This is a genomic window from Mycobacterium sp. UNC410CL29Cvi84 (assembly GCF_000686745.1).
Lineage (GTDB): Bacteria > Actinomycetota > Actinomycetes > Mycobacteriales > Mycobacteriaceae > Mycobacterium > Mycobacterium mucogenicum_B.
The window spans coordinates 36,848-60,134 of the sequence record NZ_JMLM01000001.1 but is presented as its reverse complement, the minus strand read 5'-3'; the positions used below and the strand labels follow the sequence as shown (position 1 = coordinate 60,134).

General features: G+C 68.1%; 23 protein-coding genes. 15 read left to right on the top strand and 8 right to left on the bottom strand.

Annotation, left to right across the window (positions count from 1 at the left end; all coding sequences use genetic code 11):
- Window positions 1-39 precede the first annotated feature (39 nt).
- The 5 genes from BR47_RS0100320 to BR47_RS0100300 all read left to right on the top strand — a co-directional run bounded on the left by BR47_RS0100320 (window position 40) and on the right by BR47_RS0100300 (window position 7,589).
- Window positions 40-744 (top strand): response regulator transcription factor, encoded by a 705-nt coding sequence (locus tag BR47_RS0100320; protein WP_020104085.1) that lies wholly within the window; start codon window positions 40-42, stop codon window positions 742-744.
- The gene (locus BR47_RS0100315) at window positions 722-2,326 is read left to right on the top strand and encodes a sensor histidine kinase (RefSeq protein ID WP_029118240.1); all 1,605 of its coding nucleotides are present in this window, start codon (window positions 722-724) and stop codon (window positions 2,324-2,326) included. The genes BR47_RS0100320 and BR47_RS0100315 overlap by 23 nt, the downstream gene beginning before the upstream one ends.
- Before the next feature lie 14 nt (window positions 2,327-2,340).
- Window positions 2,341-4,239, top strand: coding sequence for a glycosyltransferase family 39 protein (locus BR47_RS0100310; RefSeq protein WP_029118239.1), 1,899 nt, complete (start codon window positions 2,341-2,343; stop codon window positions 4,237-4,239).
- 131 nt (window positions 4,240-4,370) lie between these two features.
- On the top strand, window positions 4,371-5,639 hold the full coding sequence (locus BR47_RS0100305; RefSeq protein ID WP_029118238.1) for a bifunctional glycosyltransferase family 2/GtrA family protein: 1,269 nt from the start codon (window positions 4,371-4,373) through the stop codon (window positions 5,637-5,639).
- Window positions 5,640-5,699: 60 nt separating this feature from the next.
- The gene (locus tag BR47_RS0100300) at window positions 5,700-7,589 is read left to right on the top strand and encodes an ArnT family glycosyltransferase (RefSeq protein ID WP_029118237.1); all 1,890 of its coding nucleotides are present in this window, start codon (window positions 5,700-5,702) and stop codon (window positions 7,587-7,589) included.
- Between the two features lie 63 nt (window positions 7,590-7,652).
- Here BR47_RS0100300 and BR47_RS0100295 read toward each other — a convergent pair whose 3' ends face one another.
- Window positions 7,653-8,072 carry a PaaI family thioesterase gene (locus BR47_RS0100295; protein WP_020104090.1) on the bottom strand — a complete coding sequence of 140 codons (420 nt, stop codon included), beginning with the start codon at window positions 8,070-8,072 and terminating at the stop codon, window positions 7,653-7,655.
- 100 nt (window positions 8,073-8,172) lie between these two features.
- On the opposite strand from BR47_RS0100295, the gene BR47_RS29350 reads away from it, so the two are divergent.
- The 4 genes from BR47_RS29350 (at window position 8,173) to BR47_RS0100275 (ending at window position 13,174) form a co-directional block, all read left to right on the top strand.
- Window positions 8,173-9,537, top strand: coding sequence for an MFS transporter (locus tag BR47_RS29350; protein ID WP_051634577.1), 1,365 nt, complete (start codon window positions 8,173-8,175; stop codon window positions 9,535-9,537).
- Window positions 9,538-9,631: 94 nt separating this feature from the next.
- Entirely contained in the window at window positions 9,632-10,582 is a 951-nt protein-coding gene (gene cysD / locus BR47_RS0100285; RefSeq protein ID WP_020104092.1) for a sulfate adenylyltransferase subunit CysD, read from the top strand.
- A gap of 1 nt (window position 10,583) precedes the next feature.
- Window positions 10,584-12,431, top strand: coding sequence for a sulfate adenylyltransferase subunit CysN (gene cysN / locus BR47_RS0100280; protein WP_020104093.1), 1,848 nt, complete (start codon window positions 10,584-10,586; stop codon window positions 12,429-12,431).
- On the top strand, window positions 12,428-13,174 hold the full coding sequence (locus tag BR47_RS0100275; protein WP_029118236.1) for a 3'(2'),5'-bisphosphate nucleotidase CysQ: 747 nt from the start codon (window positions 12,428-12,430) through the stop codon (window positions 13,172-13,174). The genes cysN and BR47_RS0100275 overlap by 4 nt, the downstream gene beginning before the upstream one ends.
- A gap of 237 nt (window positions 13,175-13,411) precedes the next feature.
- On the opposite strand, the gene BR47_RS0100270 is transcribed toward BR47_RS0100275, so the two are convergent.
- Together BR47_RS0100270 and BR47_RS0100265 are read right to left on the bottom strand one after the other, a co-directional pair.
- Window positions 13,412-14,566: a DUF7802 domain-containing protein gene (locus tag BR47_RS0100270; protein ID WP_029118235.1), complete on the bottom strand. Its 1,155-nt coding sequence runs from the start codon at window positions 14,564-14,566 to the stop codon at window positions 13,412-13,414.
- Window positions 14,559-15,485 carry a metal-dependent hydrolase gene (locus BR47_RS0100265; protein WP_029118234.1) on the bottom strand — a complete coding sequence of 309 codons (927 nt, stop codon included), beginning with the start codon at window positions 15,483-15,485 and terminating at the stop codon, window positions 14,559-14,561. The genes BR47_RS0100270 and BR47_RS0100265 overlap by 8 nt, the downstream gene beginning before the upstream one ends.
- Before the next feature lie 109 nt (window positions 15,486-15,594).
- Between BR47_RS0100265 and BR47_RS0100260 the strand changes: the two genes are divergently transcribed.
- Both BR47_RS0100260 and BR47_RS0100255 read left to right on the top strand, forming a co-directional pair.
- Window positions 15,595-16,209: a TetR/AcrR family transcriptional regulator gene (locus BR47_RS0100260; protein ID WP_029118233.1), complete on the top strand. Its 615-nt coding sequence runs from the start codon at window positions 15,595-15,597 to the stop codon at window positions 16,207-16,209.
- A gap of 45 nt (window positions 16,210-16,254) precedes the next feature.
- Window positions 16,255-16,533: a hypothetical protein gene (locus BR47_RS0100255; protein ID WP_029118232.1), complete on the top strand. Its 279-nt coding sequence runs from the start codon at window positions 16,255-16,257 to the stop codon at window positions 16,531-16,533.
- A gap of 38 nt (window positions 16,534-16,571) precedes the next feature.
- Here the strand turns inward: BR47_RS0100255 and BR47_RS0100250 are convergent, their stop codons facing one another.
- Window positions 16,572-17,072 (bottom strand): hypothetical protein, encoded by a 501-nt coding sequence (locus BR47_RS0100250; RefSeq protein WP_029118231.1) that lies wholly within the window; start codon window positions 17,070-17,072, stop codon window positions 16,572-16,574.
- Between the two features lie 42 nt (window positions 17,073-17,114).
- Between BR47_RS0100250 and BR47_RS0100245 the strand changes: the two genes are divergently transcribed.
- Window positions 17,115-17,711 (top strand): cysteine hydrolase family protein, encoded by a 597-nt coding sequence (locus BR47_RS0100245; protein WP_020104100.1) that lies wholly within the window; start codon window positions 17,115-17,117, stop codon window positions 17,709-17,711.
- Window positions 17,712-17,738: 27 nt separating this feature from the next.
- Window positions 17,739-18,206 carry an Rrf2 family transcriptional regulator gene (locus BR47_RS0100240; protein WP_020104101.1) on the top strand — a complete coding sequence of 156 codons (468 nt, stop codon included), beginning with the start codon at window positions 17,739-17,741 and terminating at the stop codon, window positions 18,204-18,206.
- Window positions 18,207-18,311: 105 nt separating this feature from the next.
- Here BR47_RS0100240 and BR47_RS0100235 read toward each other — a convergent pair whose 3' ends face one another.
- Window positions 18,312-18,701, bottom strand: a complete 390-nt coding sequence (locus BR47_RS0100235; protein WP_029118230.1) for a VOC family protein — start codon at window positions 18,699-18,701, stop codon at window positions 18,312-18,314.
- A gap of 75 nt (window positions 18,702-18,776) precedes the next feature.
- Between BR47_RS0100235 and BR47_RS0100230 the strand changes: the two genes are divergently transcribed.
- Together BR47_RS0100230 and BR47_RS31825 are read left to right on the top strand one after the other, a co-directional pair.
- The gene (locus tag BR47_RS0100230) at window positions 18,777-19,790 is read left to right on the top strand and encodes a nitronate monooxygenase (protein ID WP_029118229.1); all 1,014 of its coding nucleotides are present in this window, start codon (window positions 18,777-18,779) and stop codon (window positions 19,788-19,790) included.
- Between the two features lie 20 nt (window positions 19,791-19,810).
- Window positions 19,811-20,308 carry a DUF4232 domain-containing protein gene (locus BR47_RS31825; RefSeq protein ID WP_081831156.1) on the top strand — a complete coding sequence of 166 codons (498 nt, stop codon included), beginning with the start codon at window positions 19,811-19,813 and terminating at the stop codon, window positions 20,306-20,308.
- Here BR47_RS31825 and BR47_RS0100220 read toward each other — a convergent pair.
- The 3 genes from BR47_RS0100220 to BR47_RS0100210 are packed head-to-tail and all read right to left on the bottom strand — an operon-like array spanning window position 20,295 to window position 23,142.
- Window positions 20,295-21,176, bottom strand: a complete 882-nt coding sequence (locus BR47_RS0100220; RefSeq protein WP_029118228.1) for a DUF4097 family beta strand repeat-containing protein — start codon at window positions 21,174-21,176, stop codon at window positions 20,295-20,297. The two genes, BR47_RS31825 and BR47_RS0100220, sit on opposite strands and share 14 nt — an antisense overlap.
- Before the next feature lie 20 nt (window positions 21,177-21,196).
- Window positions 21,197-21,841, bottom strand: coding sequence for a response regulator transcription factor (locus BR47_RS0100215; RefSeq protein ID WP_029105833.1), 645 nt, complete (start codon window positions 21,839-21,841; stop codon window positions 21,197-21,199).
- The gene (locus BR47_RS0100210) at window positions 21,829-23,142 is read right to left on the bottom strand and encodes a sensor histidine kinase (protein ID WP_029118227.1); all 1,314 of its coding nucleotides are present in this window, start codon (window positions 23,140-23,142) and stop codon (window positions 21,829-21,831) included. The genes BR47_RS0100215 and BR47_RS0100210 overlap by 13 nt, the downstream gene beginning before the upstream one ends.
- Window positions 23,143-23,287 lie beyond the last annotated feature (145 nt).

Below are 23,287 nucleotides of genomic sequence, written 5' to 3'. Positions count from 1 at the left end.
AGCAGTACCGCCCGTGACAGTGAAGCCCCGCGTGTCGTCATGCATCGAGCTGACGGCAAGCCGATCAACGTCCTCGTGGTCGACGACGAGCCCGTTCTCGCCGAGCTCGTCTCCATGGCACTGCGCTACGAAGGCTGGGACATCGCCACAGCCGGCGACGGCGCGACGGCGATCGCGCTGGCCAAGGACAACCCGCCCGACGTGGTGGTACTGGACGTGATGCTGCCCGACATGAGCGGGCTCGATGTGCTGCGCAAGCTGCGCGAACAGATTCCGGGCCTGCCTCTGCTGCTGCTGACCGCCAAGGACTCGGTCGAGGACCGCATCGCCGGCCTCACCGCGGGCGGCGACGACTACGTGACCAAACCGTTCAGCATCGAGGAAGTGGTGCTGCGGCTGCGCGCGCTGCTGCGGCGCACCGGTGTCGCGAACGAAGCCGGTGACGCGCAGATCGTCGTCGGCGACCTGGTGCTCGACGAGGACAGCCACGAGGTGACGCGCGCCGGCGAACAGATCACCCTGACCGCTACCGAGTTCGAACTGCTGCGGTACATGATGCGCAACTCCAAGCGGGTGCTGAGCAAGGCCCAGATTCTGGACCGCGTGTGGAGCTACGACTTCGGCGGCCGCTCCAACATCGTCGAGCTCTACGTGTCGTACCTGCGCAAGAAGATCGACAGTGGCCGCGAGCCCATGATCCACACCCTGCGCGGCGCCGGATATGTCCTCCGACCCGCTCGCTGAGGCCGGCACGCGCATCTGGCAGCCGCGCACGTGGTCGCTGCGGGTGCGACTGCTGGTCACCCAGGTCCTGCTGCTGGCGCTGGTCATCGTCGGCGTCGGCGCCGCGACCGAGTTTGCGCTGCAGCGCTTTCTGCTGCACCAGCTGGACGACCAGGTGCTGGAGGCGGGCCGGCGCTCTGCCGCCATTTTCGAACTGCCACCGCCGCCCATGGCACCGCCTCTGACCGGCGGGGTGCCCAGGCCGTCCATGGACCCACATTTCCGGATGCGCTTTGACCCCGAGGCCGGCCCCGGCCCCGGCTTCCTCAACGCGCCCGGGCAGGCCGTGGGCACCATCGGCGCGGTGGTGTTCCGTGGCCAGGTCGACGCCGGCGTCATCACCTCCGAGGGCAGTCGTGACTCGGTAACCACCACGGCCACAGCACAATTGGCGCAGGTGCGACCCGATCGCAAGATTCGCACCATGGACATCGACGGTGTGGGGACCTACCGGGTCATCGGCCTGCATCCCCGCCACGGCGGTCCGCAGACGATCGTCACCGGCCTGCCCACCCGGCACGTCGACAACACCCTGCTGTGGGTGCTCGGCATGTTCTGCGCGGTGGGTGCTCTGGCACTGATCGGGGCGACGGTGGTCGGGGTGTGGATCATCCGCCGTCAACTCGCCCCGCTGTCACGGGTTTCCGCCGCCGCGCGTGATGTCGCGGACCGGGAGCTGGACCGCGGCGAGGTGCAGCTGCCGACGGAGATCGTGCACGTCGATCCCGTCGCCGCGCACACCGAGGTCGGCCAGTTGGGTTCGGCACTGAACCGCATGCTGGACCGGATCGCCGGCGCGCTCGCGGCCCGTCATGCCAGTGAGACCCGGGTGCGCCAATTCGTGGCCGACGCCAGTCATGAACTCCGCACGCCGCTCGCCGCGATCCGCGGCTATACCGAACTGGCACAACGCAAGAGCGACGAGCTGCCCGCCGACGTCGCGCACGCGATGAACCGCGTCGAATCCGAGACGGTCCGGATGACCCGGCTCGTCGAGGACATGCTGCTGCTGGCCCGGCTCGATGCCGGCCGACCGCTGGAGATGGAGAACGTCGACCTGTCCCAACTGGTCGTCGACGCCGTCAGCGATGCCCACGTCGCCGGCCCCGATCACAACTGGTCGCTGGACCTGCCCGAGGAACCCGTCACCATCGAGGGCGATCCGGCGCGGCTGCACCAGGTGCTGGTGAACCTGCTGGCGAACGCGCGCACGCACACGCCGGCGGGCACGTCGGTGACGATCGCGCTGTCCGCCGATGCGGACGCCACGGTGATCAGCGTCGCCGACGACGGTCCGGGTATTCCAAAGACGTTGCAGCCCGAGGTTTTCGAGCGGTTCGCCCGCGGCGACTCGTCGCGGTCCCGGCAAGCCGGCAGCACCGGCCTGGGGCTGGCCATCGTCGCCGCGGTGGTGAAAGCGCACGGCGGCACCATCAGCGTCGACAGCCGGCCCGGAGCGACGGTGTTCACCGTGCGCCTGCCCGCGGGCCCCGCGGCTCCGGCCTCACAGCCGCCGCACAGCATCGCCTCGACGTCCGCCTAATCAACGCTCCCACAATGAGACTGGTGACTCGCGAACTACGCCGCCGCCCGCTCGGCGAACAACTCCAGCTCGGGCTCCTACTGGCGGGTACCGCTGTGTTGTACCTGTGGAACCTGTCGGTGAGTGGGTGGGCCAACAGCTTCTATTCAGCCGCTGCGCAGGCCGGTGCCAGCGACTGGACCGCAATGTTGTTCGGCGCCAGCGATTCCGGCAATGCGATCACCGTCGACAAGACTCCCGGCGCGCTGTGGGTGATGGATCTGTCGGTGCGGCTGTTCGGGCTGAGCTCCTGGAGCATCCTGGTGCCGCAGGCCCTGATGGGTGTGGCAGCGGTGGCGGTACTCTACGCCGCGGTGCGCCGCGCCGCCGGGCCGGCTGCCGCTCTGCTGGCCGGTGCGGTGTTCGCGCTGACACCGGTGGCCACGTTGATGTTCCGGTTCAACAACCCCGACGCGCTGCTCGTCCTGCTGCTCGTGGTCGGTGCCTACTGTGTGCAGCGAGCCTGCGAAAAAGACGCGGGCCGTTGGTGGTTGGTCGCCGCCGGGGTGGCCGCCGGATTCGCCTTCCTGGCCAAGATGCTGCAGGCGTTCCTGGTGCTGCCGGCCTTCGCGGCCGCGTACCTGGTCGCCGGGCCGTCGCCGGTGCGCACCCGGCTGTGGCGGCTGCTCGGCGGCGTCGTGGCGATGGTCGTCTCCGGCGGTTGGTACCTGGCGCTGGTCGAACTGTGGCCGGCCGCGTCGCGCCCGTATGTGGGCGGATCGCAACACGATTCGATCATCGAACTGGCGCTGGGATACAACGGCGTGGGCCGGCTCAGCGGGAACGAGCCCGGTGGTCTGGGCAACCCGAACTTCGATGTCGGCTGGGACCGGCTGGTCGGCGCGAGCATGGGCAGCTACGCCGGTTGGCTGCTGCCCGCGGCACTGATCTGTCTGATCGCGGGACTGGTGCTCACGCGGCGCGCCCCGCGGACCGATGCGACGCGGGCCGCCCTGATCCTGTGGGGCGGGTGGCTGGTGCTCACCGCCGCGGTGTTCAGCTTCGCGAACGGCATCGTGCATCAGTACTACACGGTCGCGCTGGCGCCGGCCATCGGAGCGTGTGTGGGTATCGGATCGGTTCTGTTGTGGCGCAACCGCGCTGCGTGGCCGGCCCGGCTGACCATGGCGGGCACGGTGGTGGCCACGGCGGCGATGGCGGCGATCCTGCTGGGCCGCGCTGACATCAGCTGGTTGCGGACCTCGGTACTGATCGTCGGCGCCGTCGCCGCACTGCTGCTACTGGTGCCGCCCCGATTCAGCCCTGCGCGCCTGGCGGTGGCCGCGGCGGTCCTGGTGTCCCTGGCGGCCCCGACCGCGTATTCGATTGCCACCGCAGGTGTTTCGCACACCGGCGCGATGCCGTCCGTGAGCGGGCCCGGCGGACACAGTTCGGGGTGGGGTCCGCCTCCTCCCGGGCACATGAAGGCCCGGGGCCCCGCCGGTGGGCCGGGCGGTGCGATGGGCGCTCCGCCACAAGGATTTCGGCCGGGCGGCGGCCTCTTCGACTCTCCCGAGCCCAGCGCTGCGGTGAACATACTGTTGAGCACCGACGCCGCGAAGTACCGCTGGGCGGCCGCCGTCATCGGCTCCAACAACGCCGCCGGCTACCAGCTGGCGGCCCGTGTCCCGGTCATGGCGATCGGCGGCTTCAACGGCACCGATCCCGCGCCCACGCTCGCGCAGTTCCAGCAGTACGTCGCCGCCGGCCAGATCCACTACTTCATCGAAGGCGACGTCAAGATGGGCTGGGGACGCCACAGTCAGGACGACGCCAAGCAGGAATCTCAGCAGATCGCCGTCTGGGTCGGCGAGCACTACACCGCCACGACGGTGGACAACACCGTCGTCTACGACCTGACCCGGCCTCGTTGACCTTGCGATGGGGGTGCGGGGTCCTCGTACTCTTGCGCCCAGGCCGCGGAGTCAACAGCAGCTCCAAACACATAGCTGGCCCATAGCTTCAGCCCATGGCGGCCTAAAGGTACCGGCTGAAGATCGATGTCATGACGAACCTCATCGAGAGCGCCGCGGAGTTCGGTTCTGAGCAACGCTTCACCACCCGCCAGAATGCCGCGGTTGCCGCGCAGGCGGCGGGCGTGCCGGTGCTGGACGTGGTGGTCCCCGTCTACAACGAGCAGGTCGCGCTGCCCGGCTGCATCCGCCGCCTGCACCGCCACCTGGAAGAGCACTTCCCGTACCCGGTGCAGATCACCATCGCCGACAACGCCAGCATCGACGCCACCCCACAGGTGGCCGCCGAGCTGGCCCTCGAGTTCGACAACGTCCGCGTCGTGCGGTTGGAGCTCAAGGGCCGCGGGCGGGCGCTGCACGAGGTGTGGTCGCACTCGCCGTCGCCGGTGCTGGTCTACATGGACGTCGACCTCTCCACCGACCTGGCCGCCCTCGGCCCGCTGGTGGCCCCGCTGATCTCGGGCCACTCGGACCTGGCCATCGGCACCCGGCTTGCCCGGTCCTCCCGCGTCGTGCGGGGACCGAAGCGGGAGTTCATCTCTCGCTGCTACAACCTGATCCTGCGCGGGGCGCTGTCGGCCAAGTTCTCCGACGCGCAGTGCGGATTCAAGGCCATCCGGGCCGACGTGGCCCACGCGCTGCTGCCGCTCGTCGAGGACACCGGCTGGTTCTTCGACACCGAGCTGCTGGTGCTCGCCGAGCGCACGGGCCTGCGCATCCATGAGGTCCCGGTCGACTGGGTCGACGACCCCGACAGCCGCGTGGACATCATCGCCACCGCGGCCGCCGACCTCAAGGGCGTCGGGCGCCTGCTGCGCGGCTTCGCCAACGGCAGTATCCCGGTGAACACCATTGCCGCCCAGCTGGGTTCGTCGACCAAGGCGGCTGCGCCCGGCTCGCTGCTGCGTCAGGTCGTCCGGTTCGGGACCATCGGCGTCGCCTCGACACTGGCCTACCTGTTGCTGTTCATGATGATGCACACCGCGCTCGGCGCGCAGACCGCCAACCTGGTGGCCCTGCTGCTCACCGCGATCGTCAACACCGCCGCCAACCGGCGCTTCACGTTCGGCGTCCGCGGCGGGGGAGCGGCGAGCGCGACCCGGCACCAGTTCGAGGGTTTGATCGTCTTCGGTATCGCGCTGACCATCACCAGCGGCGCGCTGGCCGGGCTGCACATGTTCGCGCCGCACGCCCACCATCTGCTCGAGTTGAGCGTGCTGGTGGCGGCCAATCTGGTCGCAACCGCGGTCCGGTTCGTGCTGCTGCGCGGTTGGGTCTTCCATCCCCGGCGCCAGAACTAGGGTGTCCCGCCCAGTGCACGAATTGACCTGCCTACCAACCACTTCAGAGGGGACTTACCCGTGATCGCCACCGCGCCCACCGTCGCTCATCTGCCGAAGGCCCGCCGCGGCCCGGCAGGCTGGGCCCGCCCCGCATGGGAACGATCCGCGCTGCTGGCACTGCTGGCCGGGACGGCGGTGCTGTACCTGTGGGCGGTCGGCTCGTCGGGCTGGGCCAACTCGTACTACGCCGCCGCGGCCCAGGCCGGCACCCAGAACTGGGAAGCGCTGTTGTTCGGCTCGTTCGACGCCGGCAACGCGATCACGGTCGACAAGCCGCCGGCCGCCCTGTGGTTGATGGGCCTGTCGGGCCGGCTGTTCGGATTCAGCGCGTTCAGCATGCTGCTGCCGCAGGCCCTCATGGGTGTGGCGTCGGTCGGGATGCTGTACGCGACGGTCCGTCGCACCAGTGGTGCGGTCGCCGGGCTACTGGCCGGCCTGGTGCTGGCGGTGACTCCCGTTGCGGCCCTGATGTTCCGGTTCAACAACCCCGACGCGCTGCTCGTGCTGCTGCTGATCAGCGCGGCTTACTGCACGGTGCGGGCCATCCAGTCCACCGAATTCTCCGTGTCCGCCCGGTGGATGACGCTGACCGGCGTCATCGTCGGCTTCGCCTTCCTGACCAAGATGCTGCAGGCCTTCCTGCCGGTGCCGGGGCTGGCGCTGGCATTCCTGGTCGCCGCACCGTTCAGCGTGGGACGACGGATCGGCGCGCTGCTGATGTCCGGTGTGGCCGTGGTGATCTCGGCCGGGTGGTACATCGCGCTGGTCAGCCTGTGGCCCGCCGACGCCCGCCCGTACATCGCCGGGTCGACCGACAACAGCCTGCTGCAGTTGGCGTTGGGCTACAACGGTATCGAGCGGATCACCGGCGGCGACCGTCCCGGCCCCGGACCCGGCGGCGGCATGCGCGACAACCTGTTCTTCGGCGGGCACGCCGGCATCACCCGGCTGTTCGGCCCGTCGATGGGCGTCGAGGTGTCGTGGTTGCTGCCCGCGGCGTTGATCGGCCTGGTGCTGCTGCTGTGGACGAGTCGCCGCGCCGCGCGGACCGACTTGGCACGCGCCGGTGTATTGCTCTGGGGCGGTTGGCTTCTGGTGACCGGCGCGGTGTTCAGCTTCATGGACGGCACCGTGCACCCCTATTACAACGTCGCGCTCGCCCCTGCGGTCGCCGCGTTGACCGGCATGGTGGTCGCGCAGCTGTGGCAGCGCCGGGAGACATTGTCGGCACGCCTGCTGCTCGCGCTGGTCCTGGTCATCTCGGCCGGCTGGGCATTCGCGCTATTGTCGCGCACGCCGGACTGGATGCCCGCCCTGCGGTGGACCATCGCGGTGGTGGCAGTCCTGGCGGCGGTGGCCGTCGTGGTGGTCGGTGCGCGCTCCGGACGGCTCACGGCCGTGGTCGCCGGCGTCGCGATCGCCGCGGCACTGGCCGGGTCGGCGTCGTTCACGATCTACAACGTGGCGGCGGTCCACAGCAGTGGCCCCGGCTCGATGTCCGGTCCGCCGCGGCCGGGCGGCGACGCCTGGCCGGGTGGTGGCCCGGGTGGCCCCCACCGTGACGGCCCCAACGCCGAACTCGAGAACCTGATCCGTGGCACCAACAACCGTTGGGCCGCAGCGACGGTCGGGTCCTTCCAGGCCGGCGATCTGGAGTTGAGCACCGGCAAGTCGTTGATGGCGATCGGCGGATTCTCCGGCGGCGACAACGCGCCGACCCTGACGCAGTTCCAGCAGTACGTGGAAGACGGCCAGATCCACTACTTCATCGCCGGCGACCACAAGGGACCCGGCGGGCCTCGGCGTGACCGCGGGAGTGCCGCGGAGATCACCGCATGGGTGACGGGGCATTTCGCCAAGCTCGACGTCGGCGGCGCGACCGTCTACGACCTCGAGGCGCCCCACTGATCGGAGCATGCGTCTATGCCTCGGATTGCAGTCAGCAGGTGACTTGCGTCTTCTTGGCCTCGCTCAGCCGATCTTGTACGTGCCGACGGCCTTGGCCACCGGGTCGCCGCCCGGGGTCTCGATCTCTACCTCGCAGTGCACCAAGGACTTTCCGCGGTGCAGCACGCGCCCGACACCGATCAGGTCGGTCGACCGGGCGGGCGCGAGGTATTGGACCGACATCGAGATCGTCACCCCGCGAAGCGATTCCGGCTCGCGTTCGGTCGACCACGCCGCGGCCATGACGGTCACATCGGCCAGTGCGGCGATGGCGCCGCCGTGCACCATGTCGGCGAGCGTGGTGTTGGTCGGGTCCCACGGCATCCGCAACCGGACCTCCGGGGCGTCGAGCGCTTCGGCGACGATGCCCAGCTTGGCGACGAGCGGTGACTGCGGGATGAACTGCGCCATGACCTCGGCGCCGGTACTCGGGCTCATGTCCATGGAGTCTGCGGGCGGCGCGGCGCCAATTCAATTACCTTTCAGGTAGGCGGGTTACATTGCCGCCGTGGCGCCCGATCAGAGTCCGCCGTTCCCGAGAGGCCTGGCACTGCTGGTGGCCAGTGCGTACTTCATGGAGGTCCTCGACGGGACCATCATCACACCGGCCATTCCGCTGATCGCTTCGTCGTTGCGCGTGACGCCGATCGACGTCAACGTGGCGATATCGGCCTATCTCGTCACCGTGGCGGTACTGATACCCGTCACGGGCTGGCTGGCTGACCGCTACGGCATCCGGCGGGTGTTCATCTCGGCGATCGTGGTGTTCACCCTGGCCTCCATCGGCTGCGCACTGAGCTCCTCGTTGCCGATGTTGGTCGCGATGCGGATCGCGCAGGGCGTGGGCGGCGCCATGATGGTGCCGGTCGGCCGGCTCGCGGTGTTGCGCGACAGCGACAAGGCGCATCTGGTGCGCGCGATCGCGGTGCTGACCTGGCCTGCCATGGCCGCTCCGGTGCTGGCCCCGATGCTCGGCGGGGCCATCGTGATGCTGGGGTCGTGGCGCTGGATCTTCGTGGTCAACATCCCACTCGGCGTGCTGGGAATTGTCTTGGCGCTGAGGCTCGTTCGTGGCGGACCGGAACCGTCGACGCGACCGCTGGACTGGCGGGGTGTGTTGGCGCTGGGCGGTGGGATCGGCGCCGCGCTGATTGCACTGGAGCACATCCGCGTGGCGGGCACGGATTGGTCCTTTGTCGGCAGCTGCGGCGCGGCGGCCACTGTGCTGCTGGTGGCCGCGGTGTGGCATCTGCTGCGGACCGATTCGCCCCTGGTCGACCTGCCGGTGCTGCGGGTGCAGACCCTGCGGATCACCGTCAGCGCCGGCTCGCTGTACCGGTTGGTCATCGTCGCGGTGCCGTTCCTGCTGACGCTGCAGTTCCAGTTGGATTTCGGCTGGAACCCGCTCGCGGCGGGTGTCATGGTGGCGGCGCTGTTCGCCGGCAATCTGACCATCAAGCCGGCGACCACGCCGCTGATGCGTCGGTTCGGGATTCGCAACGTGCTGCTGATCAACGGCGTCGCCTCGGTGGCGTGCTTCGGCTTGCTGGCGACCCTGCGGCCTGCGCTGCCGCTGGCGGTGACCGCCGTGATCCTGTACGTGAGCGGTGCGCTGCGGTCCATCGGCTTCACCGCTGACAACAACCTGGCGTTCTCCGACGTCGACGGCGACGACCTCACCCACGCCAACACCCTCAACGCCGCCATTCAGGAGTTGGCCGCCGGCCTCGGCGTCGCGGTCGGGGCACTGTTGCTCAGTCGGATCGGCTCATACCCGTGGACCTATGTGGCGCTCGGGGCGGTGATGGCGCTGACGATCGTGGAGTCATGGCGGCTGCCGCGCTCGGCTGGAGCCCACGTCAGCGGCGCCGGGAAGCAGGCGGGCACAGCAGCGCGTTGTGCTAGCTGATCTCGGTGGTTACAACCGTTGACACTGCGCCACCGGACACGTAAATTCCGACCATGGTTCTTAACTTGACCAGTTCTACCAACTTTACGGGGAAATGATGACCGTGACTCCCGACGCCGCCGAGGCGTCCAAGGTGGACCAGCGGGCCGCCAAATACGAATTGAGCCATCTGCGATCGCTGGAGGCCGAGGCCATCCACATCATCCGCGAGGTCGCCGCGGAGTTCGAGCGGCCGGTGCTGCTGTTCTCCGGTGGCAAGGACTCGATCGTGATGCTGCACCTGGCCATCAAGGCGTTCGCGCCGGGCCGCCTGCCGTTCCCCGTCATGCACGTCGACACCGGCCACAACTTCGAAGAGGTGATCGCGACCCGCGACGCCCTGGTCGAGAAGTACAACCTGCGCCTGGTCGTGGCCAGCGTGCAGGAGGACATCGACGCGGGCCGCGTCGTCGACAACGGTCCATCGCGCAACCCGCTGCAGACGGTGTCGCTGCTGCGCGGCATCCGCGAGAACAAGTTCGACGCCGCCTTCGGTGGCGCCCGGCGCGACGAGGAGAAGGCCCGCGCCAAGGAGCGCGTCTACAGCTTCCGAGACGAGTTCGGCCAGTGGGACCCCAAGAACCAGCGCCCCGAGCTGTGGAACCTCTACAACGGCCGCCACCGCAAGGGCGAGCACATCCGCGTCTTCCCGCTGTCGAACTGGACCGAGTACGACATCTGGGCCTACATCGGCGCCGAGGAGATCGCGCTGCCGGCCATCTACTACGCGCACGAGCGCCAGGTCTTCGAGCGCGACGGCATGCTGCTCGCGGTGCACGAGTACCTGCAGCCGAACGCGGACGAACCGGTGATCACCAAGTCCGTCCGGTTCCGCACCGTCGGCGACGTCACCTGCACCGGCTGCGTCGAGTCGGAGGCGTCGACCGTCGAAGAAGTCATCGCCGAGACCGCGGTGTCCCGACTGACCGAGCGCGGCGCGACCCGCGCAGACGACCGGATTTCTGAGGCCGGCATGGAAGACCGTAAGCGGGAAGGCTACTTCTGATATGGCAACGTTGCTTCGTATCGCCACTGCTGGCTCCGTCGATGACGGCAAGTCCACGCTGATCGGCCGGCTGCTCTATGACAGCAAGGCCGTCATGGAGGACCAGCTGGCCGCCGTCGAGCGCACCTCCAAGGAACGTGGCCACGGCTACACCGACCTCGCACTGGTCACCGACGGCCTGCGCGCCGAGCGGGAACAGGGCATCACCATCGATGTCGCGTACCGCTACTTCGCCACGGCCAAGCGGAAATTCATCATCGCCGACACCCCGGGGCACATCCAGTACACCCGCAACATGGTCACCGGCACCTCGACGGCGCAGCTGGCCATCGTGCTCGTCGACGCCCGCCATGGGCTGCTCGAGCAGTCGCGCCGGCACGCCTTCCTGGCGTCGCTGCTCGGCATCCAGCACATCGTGCTGGCGGTCAACAAGATGGACCTGATCGATTGGGACCGAACGAAGTTCGAGACGATACGGGATGATTTTCATGAGTTCGTGGCCCGCCTGGATATCCAGGACGTCACCACCATCCCGCTGTCGGCGCTGGCCGGCGACAACGTAGTGACCAAGTCGGACAAGACGCCGTGGTACGAGGGTCCGTCGCTGCTGAGCCACCTCGAAGAGGTGTACATCGCCGGTGACCGCAACCTCATGGACGTCCGCTTCCCGGTGCAGTACGTCATCCGGCCGCAGACCCACGAGCACGCCGACCACCGCAGCTACGCGGGCACCGTCGCCAGTGGCGTCATGCGTCCCGGCGACGAAATCGTCGTTCTCCCAGCGGGAAAGACCAGCACCATCACCGCGATCGACGGACCCACCGGTCCGCTCGAGGAGGCCTTCGCGCCCATGGCGGTGTCGGTCAGCCTTGCCGACGACATCGACATCTCGCGCGGCGACATGATCGCCCGGGTGCACAACCAGCCGCACACCACGCAGGAATTCGACGCCACCGTGTGCTGGATGTCCGACGACGCGAGCCTCGAGCCGGGTCGGGACTACATCATCAAGCACACCACCCGCACCACGCGGGTCCGGGTTACGGACCTCGACTACCGGCTGGACGTCAACACCCTGCACCGCGACAAGAGCGCAACGGCGTTGAAGCTCAACGAACTCGGCCGCGTCACGCTGCGCACGCAGCAGCCGCTGCTGCTCGACGAGTACTCGCGCAACTCGGTGACGGGCTCGTTCATCCTGATCGACCCGGACACCAACGGCACCGTCGCCGCGGGCATGGTGCGTGACACCACCCCGGCTGCCAGCCGTTCGGCCAGCCCGAACGCGGTGCGGCACGCCAACCTCGTCACCGCCGAGGACCGGCTGTCGAAGGGCAGCACGGTGTGGTTCACCGGCCTGTCGGGCTCGGGCAAGTCGTCGGTCGCCATGCTGGTCGAGCGCAAGCTGCTCGAATTGGGCCGTCCCGCATACGTTCTCGACGGCGACAACCTGCGCCACGGGCTGAACTCGGACCTGGGCTTCTCGATGGCCGACCGCTCGGAGAACCTGCGTCGCTTGGCCCACATTGCCACGCTGCTGGCCGACTCCGGCCAGATCGTGCTGGTGCCGGCGATCAGCCCGCTGGAAGAGCACCGCGAGTTGGCGCGAAAGGTCCACACCGACCAGGGATTCGAGTTCTTCGAGGTGTTCATGGACACCCCGCTGGCCGACTGCGAGGCCCGCGACCCCAAGGGTCTGTACGCCAAGGCGCGTGCCGGTGAGATCACGCACTTCACCGGTATCGACAGCCCGTACCAGCGGCCGAAGAACCCGAACCTGGCCCTCGTGCCGGGCGACCTGGATGCCCAGGCGCAGCGCGTCGTCGACATGCTGGTGGCGCCGCGATGAACGATCACGAAGTCGCCGAGCGGCTGGCCACCCGCGCGGGTGACCTGCTGCTGGACGTACGGGCCGAGTTCGCCACGGCCGACGCCTCCGAGCGGAAAGCCGCGGGGGACAAGCGCGCTCACGAGTTCTTGATGACGGAGCTCGCGCGCTTGCGTCCCAACGACGCGGTGCTCTCCGAGGAGGCGACGGAGGAGGAGCGGGCCAACAGCGCCCGCCTGACCTCGGACCGGGTGTGGATCGTCGACCCGCTCGACGGCACCCGCGAGTTCTCCGAGCTGGACCGTGACGACTGGGCCGTGCACGTGGCGCTGTGGGAATCCGGTGAGCTGGTGGCCGGCGCCGTGGCGCTGCCCGCGCAGAACACCACGCTGCACACGCCGGAGGTGGCCGCGCCGCTCGCGGTCGACGGTCCGCCGCGCATCGTGGTGTCCCGCACCCGGCCGCCGGCCGTCGCCCTCGCGGTGCGTGACGCCCTTGACGGCGTTCTGGTCGAAATGGGTTCGGCCGGCGCCAAAGTCGCGGCTGTGATCCAGGGCCGGGCCGATATCTACGTCCACGCCGGTGGTCAGTTCGAGTGGGATTCCGCCGCGCCGGTCGCGGTGGCCCGTGCCGCCGGGCTGCACACCTCGCGCATCGACGGCTCGCCGCTGGTCTACAACCGCGAGGACCCGAAACTGCCCGACCTGGTGGTGTGCCGGCCGGAACTGGCCGAGCGCGTACTGGCGATCACCGCGACGCAGTAGTTCTTGAGATCGACGAAATGGCTGTGGAAACGCATGTTCCCACAGCCATTTCGCGTATCTCGGACGACCGCGTCTGCCATCCATGCAAAAGTCCCTGAGTGCAGTCGAAGTGCCGATCTGCCGATGGTTATTCAAGCCAGGGACTTCTGACGGCCCGAAAAGGTACCTGGCTTCAAAAACCACAGTCGAGAATGCGTCGTGATTGAAGCTACGGATTTAACTTGGGGCCCTATCGAGCTACGCCGACGCGGTAACCGGCAGCGGCGCATCGACTTTCGCCGGTGCGACGGTACGAACCGCGACGAGGCACCCGATCGCGATGGCAAAGCACAGCACCGTGTACCACAGGCTGCCGATCGGATCCCGGTGCGCGGTAACGCCGTTGGCCGCGCCGAAGTACGCGGGCAGCGCGCTGATCCAGAGCCCCGCCATGACGACGAGGTAGGCGACGGCGTAGCCGATCAACCACGGCGGGCTGACGTAGCGCGGTTCGGTCGGGCTGGTCACCGTGCCGCGCAGCCGGCGCCACTGGGTGACCAGCGCCCAGATCGCCACGGCGCACACCGCCACCAGTTCGGCCGCGTAGGCGATGCCGCCTGCGGTGCTGCTACCGGTGACACCGCCGATGACTGTTGCGGGCAGCGGCAAGATCGCGGTGCCCAGCGAAGCCAACACCCCGGCCACCACCGTGCGCCAGAGGATTTCGAAACCGGTGAATCGGCGGCCCCGGTCGGCGTGCCGGCCCACGAAGAACTGCACGCACAGCGCCAGCGACATCGGCCACAGCGCGGCGAAGACCACCACGCTGGGCAGCGGCACGGAGTCGAACATCGGCTGGTTCATCGGGTTCTGCACCGACCATTCCCACCACCGCAGCTGCGGGCCGAGGTGGTCGAAGATCTCGTAGAACGCGTGGTGGACGAACCCGACGCAGACGGCGCCGACCAGCGTGCCGTATCGCCGGAAAACCCCTAGGCTGCGGACGATTTCGAACGCGACGGTCGCCATCATCGGATAGATCGCGACGATGTACAGCGGCAGTCTGCCCCACAGGAAGTCCACCGTGAACACGTTGTGCGCGAACATGGTGTCGACGCGGTCGGCGATGCCGAAGGCCGCCGGGAAGTACAGCGGCGGCTCGATGATCAGTAGGTAGGCCACCGCGCCGAACCACAGTGCGATGTTGGTGGCGTCACCGTGGCGACGCAGCCGGATGATCGCGTAGACCAGGGTCAGCACCGCGCCGGTGATGACCGTCAGCTCGAGGACCGGCAGGGTCCAGTTCTCGAGCTGTAGGGGATTGCGGACCTCGAGCAGGCCGCCGGCCGTGTCGCAGGAAAAGCCAAGGCGCCCGGCAAGATCGGCGAACGTCGGGGAACACAGGTCAGACATGGGCACTCTGCTTTCCGGCGGTGTACCAGTGGGTGACGTCGTAGCCGGCGTCGTAGCGTTCGAACCATTCGGCCGCGAGGGCGGGCAGCTTCTCGTTCTCCGGGTTGTGGCCCGGGATCTGGCTGCGGACGATGCCCGACAGCGCCACCAACTGCTCACGGACCGGCAGATCGTGGAACGCGCTCGTGAACGGCCCGAAGTCCGGGATTCGTCCCAGCCGCTTCAGGATCGTGTTCTTGCGGCGCTCGAGCGCGAACGCCGACAGCGCGTCGACCTTGCGGACCTCCAGCGGCAGATGCTTGTTGAACCCGTTGCACGCCATCCGCACGCAATCCATCACGTGCTTGAAGATCGAGGGCGCCACCCGCATGCGGTACCACGGATCGTCGACCAGGCCGTTGTAGATGATGAGTGCCGAGCTCCGGTGTTCGACCTCTTCGACGAAGTGCCACAAGAACAGTGACGCGACGCGGTCGTCGCCCGGTGCGAACAACGTGTCGTCGTGGTCGAGCATCAATTTGAAGACCGGCGTGAACGTCGCCTCCAGGTCGGCGGTGTAGGCCAGCCGATATTTGAGGGGCTTGTTGGCGACGAGGTCGTCGAACGCGGCGATCACCTCGTCGAGCGTCTCCTTGAGCTCTGGGTGGGCCTTGATGAGGCCGCGCGCATGGGCCCGGTGGGCCATCGAATGCTGCCCCTCCTGCCGGACGAAGGCGTCGGCCTCTTCGGCGATCACCGGGTCGGTCAGCAGTGGCTTGGCCTCGGCCATGGTGCTGACGATCATCTTCTCGAACGCAATCGCCAAGAAGGACACGGCATTTGCCATTGCCGAGAACGCGGGGTTGGTCTCGTTCCAGAGGAACGGCACGGGGTGGTCCGCGAAAGCGAACCGCATCTTGCGGACCTGGAGGTCGGTCACTGGGCACCTCGATCAGTAATCATACAAACTATGTCGCTTGTGTATGGTTACAGTGTTGACCAACATCCGTCAATGCCCGGGTCGATGTCGGCCGTGTACCGTCCGGCGAATGGCACGCAAACGTCGCGGTTGGGGTGGGGAGCCGCCCGCCGATGACGACGAGGCGACGCGCCGCATCGTTGCCGCGGCCGTCGAGCTGCTGTCCACCACGGGCACCGCGATCACCATTGCCGATGTGGCCGAATCGCTCGGCGTCATCCGGCAGACGGTGTACCGGTACTTCCCGACGGCCGACGAACTCATGCGCGCCGCAGCCATCGCCTCGGTCGCAGGCTTTTTGGATCAGCTCAGCGAGCACGTGCGGGGGATTCACGATCCCGCCGACGCGATGACCGAAGGCGTCCTCTACACACTCGACGCGGTGGCCCGGACGCCCCACCTGGGCATCCTGATGTCGGCGCCGTACGTCAGCGCGCACAGCAGTGACATGGCGTCTGCCGAGGCGCAGGACTTCGGCATGCAGATGATCACCCGGTTCGATGTCGACTGGGCCAGTTACGGATACGACGATGCGGCGCTGCGCGAACTGGTCGAGTTCACGCTGCGCATCATGCTGTCCTACTTCCTCGCGCCGGCGGGGGACGGGCGCACTCCCGACGAGTTGCGGTCCTTCATCCGGCGGTGGCTGGGCTCGGCGATCCTGGGGCAACAACCTGCCCGCTGATCGATCGGTGGCGATAACAGCCGGTCAGGGCTAGTTTGTGTTCGTATGCGCACTTATCTGTCCACTCGTCGTTTGATGGCCGCTGCCGGCGGCGCCGCCCTCCTTGCGATGGGCGTGCTCACCGCGGGTTGTAGCAACAACGGCGGGCAGTCGCCGTCGACCACCACCACGACGACGACGACCTCGTCGCCGTCTCCATCGGCGACGCCGACGGAGAAGAGCATCAGCCCCACCGGCGGCAACCTGTTCAGTCCGGGCGTCACCGCGCCGGGCGCGCCGACTGTGGCACCGGGTCTGCATCCGGGCCTCAACGGCAACAACTAGAGTCGGGCGCGGGCTGTCGAAAGCGATTCCTGCCGAGGTTAATTCGTCGGCGGGGTGGGCGGGCCGGCCGGTGCTGGATCGTTGCCGACGTTCGGGCACGCGACTTTGAGCTGGTGCACGAGCGTCATCATCGGATGGTATCCATCCATGAAGGTCTGATCGGGACGCCAGTCCGGTGGGGCACTCGGCTTGCCTCGGCTGACCATGTCGAGTTTGTCTGCCAGTGCGGTTACCTTGTCGCGCAATGACATATCGGTGATCGAGGCCGCGTCACTGCGCACCGCGGCCGCCGCGGTGGTGGAGTCACGGACAATGGCGGCGGCATCGGCGGAGCGGGTCAGTCCGAACTGAATGGCGGGCACCGCCTCTGCCCAATGCCGCACTGCTTGGTCGACCTGCCGGCAGTCGGCGCTGGCCTCTTGCTGCGGCGGGTCACTCGAACTGTCCGCTTTGTTGATGGCGATGAGAAGCAAGATCGGCGCGGCGACAGCCAGCAGCGCCAGCAGGATCTTCGGCCTCGACCAGTCCGGTAGCCCCACCAATTCAGCCTAACCGCCGCCGCACGCCACTAGGCTCACAACATGACTCGCCCCACTCTGCGTGAATTGTCCAGCCTGCCTGTCGAACCGGTTCGCCTCGCGGACTCGGCCCTGGTTCTGATCGACTGCCAGAACACCTACACGCAAGGGGTGATGGAGCTCGAGGGCGTGCAGGACGCGCTCGATGAGACCGCCGCACTGCTCGACCGTGCCCGCACGGCCGGCATCCCCGTCATCCACATCCAGCACGACGACGGGCCGGGCTCGCTGTACGACATCGGGGGCGAGTCCGGCGCGATCGTCGACCGGGTGGCGCCGCGCGGCGACGAGCCGGTGATCGTCAAGCAGTACCCGAACTCGTTCGTGCAGACCGATCTCGACGAGCGGCTCAAGGCATTGGGCGCCTCGAACCTGGTGCTCGCCGGCTTCATGACGCACATGTGCGTGAACTCCACCGCCCGCGGCGCGTTCAGTCTCGGCTACGCGCCGACGGTCGTGGCCGCCGCGACGGCGACGCGCACCCTGGCCGGGCCCGACGGTCAGGCGGTACCGGCCGCGGCGCTGCAGGCGGCGAGCCTCGCGGGCCTGGCCGATCTGGTGGCGGTGGTGGCCCCCAACGTCGCAGCTATTCCGGACTAATCCGGCCCGGAATGGCATGATTGGCTGATGCGGATGTCAGCCAAGGCGGAGTACGCCGTCCGCGCCATGGTCGAACTGGCCGCCGCCGACGCGGGTGTGCTGGTCAAGACCGACGACCTGGCCAAGGCGCAGGGCATCCCCGCGCAGTTCCTGGTCGACATCCTGACCAACCTCCGCACCGACCGTCTGGTGCGCAGCCACCGTGGCCGCGACGGCGGCTACGAGCTGGCCCGGCCGGCCGCGGACATCAGCATCGCCGACGTCCTGCGCTGCATCGACGGTCCGCTGGCGAGCGTGCGCGACATCGGTCTCGGCGACCTGCCGTACTCGGGGCCGACGGCGTCGCTCACCGATGTGTGGCGCGCCCTGCGCGCCAGCATGCGCTCGGTGCTCGAACAGACCAGCCTCGCCGACGTGGCCACCGGCAAGTTGCCCGACCACGTCAGCACACTGGCGGGGGACTACCGCACCCAGGAAGCCCGCCGCGGCCACTAACTTCTTTCCCGCGAGCGGCCGTGTTTGTACGCCGACACACCGTGATTCGTGTGCAATTTCGTCGCGCTCGCGGCGGATGAGCGGCCGCTGAATGCTCGCCCGTGCTCAGCCGCCTGAGCCGTACGGCCGGGTGATGATCTCCAGGTAATGCCCGCTGGGATCCTGGAAGTAGACGCCCCGGCCACCGTCGTTGCGATTGATCTCGCCGGGATGCTGACCGCGCGGATCGGCCCAATGTTGCAGTCCGCGTTCACGAATCCGGTCGTAGATCGCGGTGAATTCCTCCTCCGACACCAGGAAGGCATAGTGCTGGGGGACGACCTTGGTGCCCTCCGGGACCTGGGCGAAATCGAGGCTGACGCCGTGGTTCAGTTCGACGGCGAGGAATGGCCCGCCTTCTTGGGCGGGAGGCAAACCGAAGAGCTCGGTGAAAAAAGTGGCCGCGGCCGAGCGGTCGGTCGAGTGGACGATGGTGTGGTTGAAGGTGATGGCCATATCCCTCTGTTCTACCCGTTCACGTGCGTCGCGTCACTGCCGGTGTGGGCGGCCCCTGCCTGTCATGATCTAGGTATGGCGTTCGACCTGCGTGAGCTGGCAGTTCCGGTGATCGTCGCGCCGATGGCCGGTGGGCCGTCGACGCCCGAGCTGGCCGCGGCGGGCTCGGCGGCCGGTGGCTTGGGATTCGTGGCGGCCGGCTACCTGACGGCCCAGACGCTTGCCGACCGCATCACCGCCGCACGCGCGCTGACCACCGGCCCGCTGGGCGTGAATCTCTTTGCCTCGCAGCCCAGTACCGTCGAGGCGCGAGAGATCGAGCGGTACGCGACTGAACTCGCCGGTGAAGCCACCCGCTACGGGGCCGCGCTCGGCGATCCGACATTCAACGATGACGACTGGGCGGCCAAGCTCGACGTCGTCGCCGACCTGCGGCCCGACGTCGTGTCCTTCACCTTCGGCGGGCCCACCGCCGACGAGTGCGCGCGGTTGCGGCAGGCCGGTATCACCACGGTCGCAACCGTCACCACCGCGAACGAAGCCGCGCAGGCCGTAGCCACGGGTGTCGACGCCCTCGCCGTGCAGGGCCCCGACGCCGGCGGCCACCGCGGCACCTACGACCCGCTGGCCGCGCCCGCCACGCAGCCACTCACCGAACTGCTGGCCGACGTGCTCGCCGCGACGGAACTGCCCGTCGTCGCGGCCGGCGGCCTGATGACCGCCGACGACGTCGCCGCCGTCATCGCCGCCGGTGCGGTGGCCGCACAACTCGGCACGGCGTTTCTGCTCGCCGACGAGTCGGGCTCCAGTCCCGTGCACCGCGCCGCGCTCGTCGATCCGCGGTTCACCGAAACCGTTGTCACGAAAGCTTTCTCGGGGCGCTACGCCCGCGGGCTGCGCAACCGGTTCATCGACGAACACGACGCGCAGGCGCCGCTGGGCTATCCCGAGGTCCACTACCTCACCAGCCCGCTGCGCAAGGCTGCAGTGGCGGCCGGGGATCCGGATGGGACGAACGTCTGGGCGGGCACCGGATTCCGGAAGATCCGGTCAGGTCCGGTCGCCGACATCATGGCCGGGCTCGTGTGAGCGTCGTGAAAGGAGCAGGCATGCGAACCGTTGTCGCGATCCCATTGGCGGTGGCCTGCGCCTGGCCGATCACCGTCGCTCATGCCGACCCCGTCCAGTTACCGCGTTGTGCCACTGCGCAATTGACACCGAGCCTGGGCCCGCCCGACGGTGCTGCCGGGACGACGTTCTATCCGGTGATCCTCAAGAACTCCGGCGACGCCCCGTGCAGCATGTCGGGTTATCCGTCAGTGTCCTTCATCGCGGGCTCCGACAATCATGTGGTCGGCGTGGCCGCCAATCAGGACGCGGAAACCGTCATCGGTGTCGTGGTGATCGAACCAGGCCAGTCCACCGCGGCGAACCTGGGCATCGTCAACGCGGGCAACTTCCCGGCCGACTGTGATGCCGTGCCGGTCAGCGGCTTGCAGGTCAACCTGCCGGGGGATACCGCGCCGATCATCATCGGCCACGCTGATACCGCTTGTGCCAGTACGGCTTACCCAACGCTGCGGGTGGGGCCGTTCACCGGCGCGTAGTGATGGTGATGCTGCCGTCATCGGTCCGTGCGGTGATCTGCGAGACGGCACGGGCCGGGTCCTCGGTCTGCGGCACCCGCACCTGCGCGTGGTCGCCCGCCTGTGCCCGCACCAGGTACGGCCCACCGGTCGGCACGGTGAGGTCGATGTCCGAGTCCCGGTTGGTGACTTCGACGGTGCGCGGGGCGACCTCTTTGAGGTCCACGCCGATGTGACCGTCAGTGGACTCGGCGACGAACGCATCGGTGACCACGATCGGGTCGCGGGTCTGGATATCGCCGCTCTGCGTATGGATCTCGATCCGGCGGGCGTTGCCGCCGAGCACGACGGCGCCGTCGGTGTTGTGCACCGTCAGCTGATCCAGGTCGGTCTGGCTCAGCATCACGCCGACCTGTTGTTTGGTGGTGACCGAAAGCCGGTGCGCCACATCGGGCGGCAGCGTCACCATGATCTCCCCGGGCGGGCCGAAGTCGAACAGCGGGGACGGTTCACCGGTCACCGTGAGGCTGACGGCGCCGCCATTGCGGGTGACCTTCAAGGCCTGGTGGTCGTCTTTTGCGGTGTTGAGCAACCGCATCCGGACGCGTGGCTCGTTCACGTTGCGGTCGCTGGTGATCCTGATGGCGGTCGGCATGTTGCCGGTGTCGATCGTCAGAGAGCTGAAGTCGGCCGGCAGGGTCTCGGTTTCGGCGGCGACGCGCACCGAGCTGATGCCCCAGGCCAATCCGCCGATTCCCGCGGCCGCCGACAGCGTCACGACGACGGCGGTCACCACCAGCAGCGAGCGCATTGCCGACCGACCACCCGGGGTCAGCGCGGGCGGTGTGGCGGCATCGGACAGTGGTGCGGTATCCAGATTCGAAGTCATGGGAAAGTCCTTTTCTCTCTTCAGGATTCGAGATAGCGCAAGACGGCGAGGACACGCCGGTTCTCGCTGTCGTCGGGGGTCAGGTCCAGCTTCGTGAAGATCGACGCGATGTGTTTTTCGGCGGAGCCGATCGACACGTGCAGCAGCGCGGCGATGGCCGAGTTTGTCTTGCCTTCCGCCATCAGCTGCATCACCTCCTGCTCACGCGGGGTGAGTACGGCCAGGGTGGAGCGCCGGTGCGTGCGTACCAGGATTTGGGACACCACTTCGGGGTCCAGGACGGTGCCACCGGTGCCCACCGTGGTGACGGCGTCCAGGAACGCCGGGACGTCGGCGACCCGGTCCTTCAGCAGGTAGCCGAAACCCCTTGTGTCCGAGGCGATCAGGTCGGCCGCGTACCGTTCTTCGACATAGTGCGACAGCACCAGCACCGGTGACTCGGGATTCTGGCTGCGCAGCAGCGCGGCGGCGCGGATGCCCTCGTCGGTGAAGGTCGGCGGCATCCGGACATCGACGATGACGAGGTCGGGGTTGTGCTGGTTGACGGCACGCAGCAGTTCGGTGGCATCGGGCACCCCGGCGAGCACGTCGTGGCCGGCGTCGATCAGGATGCGCTCGATACCCGCGCGCAGCAGGGCCGAATCTTCGGCGATCACAATGCGCATGGCAGTACCGCCGTCACGGTCGTCGTTCCGGTTTCGGGGCTCGAGACGGCGAAGGTGCCCCGCGCCGCGCGCACCCGCTCACCGAGTCCACGCAGGCCCGTCGTGTCATCGCCGGTGGTCTGGGCCCCGCCGATGCCGTCGTCGAACACCGAGATGTGCAGTTGGTCGGTGGGCTCGTGGTAGCGCACCGTGACGACGGCGTGGGTGGCCTGGGCGTGCTTGGCGATGTTGGTCAACGACTCGGCGACGACGAAGTACGCGCACGACTCGACCTCATCGGAAAAGCGTTTCGGCAGTTGCAGTTCCAGCGTCACCGGCACGCCGGCGGTCTCGGTGCGCTGCACCACCGCCGACAGCGCGGCATCCAGGCCACGGTCGGCCAGGATCGTCGGCGCGATGCCGCGCACCACATTTCGCAGTTCGAGGAGAGCGGCCTTGGCGTCGTCATGTGCCTCGGCGATCAGCTTGCGGGCCTCGGGCAGGTCCGAGTCGAGCTTGGTCTGCGCCAGCCCGATCGTCATGGCCAACGACACGAGCCGGGGCTGCACACTGTCGTGCAGATCGCGTTCGATGCGATGCCGTTCGGTGGACGCCGACGACACCGCGCCGCGGCGAGCCTGGTGCAGGGCACTGACCTCATGCTGCAGTGCCGCCGTCGGCGATGCCGGCAGGAGCCACCGGTCGATGGCGGCGTCCACTCGGGGCCCGAACACCAGGATGCCCGCGGCGGCGGCCAGCGCGATGGCGGCCAGCAGCCAGGACAGCGGCGGGGAGATGAAGCTCAGACCGGCAGCGGGATCACTGTTGTGGATCGCGGTCGCCGCGGCAGGACCGAGCAACGCGAAAGCGAGGAGGGTGAACGCCAGTCCGACCGCGAAGATGTCGAAGACCATGCGCAGGTAGCTGTGCGCCAACACCTTCCAGAACCGGCCGCTGCTGACGTCCAACCACAGCTGATGCGCCCAGCCCTGAAAACCGCTGTAGGGCGTCAGCTTTCGGTACGGGACGGCGATGCCGAAGCCGAACACCGCCTCACTGCGCACCCGCTCCACCCGGTCGGTGGCGCGGACGGCGTAGACGAACACCAGCCCGCCGAACACCGTCCCGATCACCGAGGGGATCGAGGTGACGGCGAGGATGAGCAGGGACAGCGGTATCCAGAACCAGATCATGCCGGTGACGGCGCCGACGATCATCGACGACGTGGGCACGACACCGAGATCGGATGCGCGCTGCACGGCCGGTGTCGTTGTCGGATGTGTCGGCTCGACCGACGCGGGGTCTGTAGCTGTTGCGACCATGCCTCCAACTTAGGCACCGGCGGAGTCCGGGGACACGGCGTTTTCCCACGACATCTCTGGGGGTAAACCCCCACCGGTTCGCCCTGTACCGGCCCTGCCGGCCCACCCGTGACCAGAGCCTGACCGGTCAACCCGAACCCTCGCG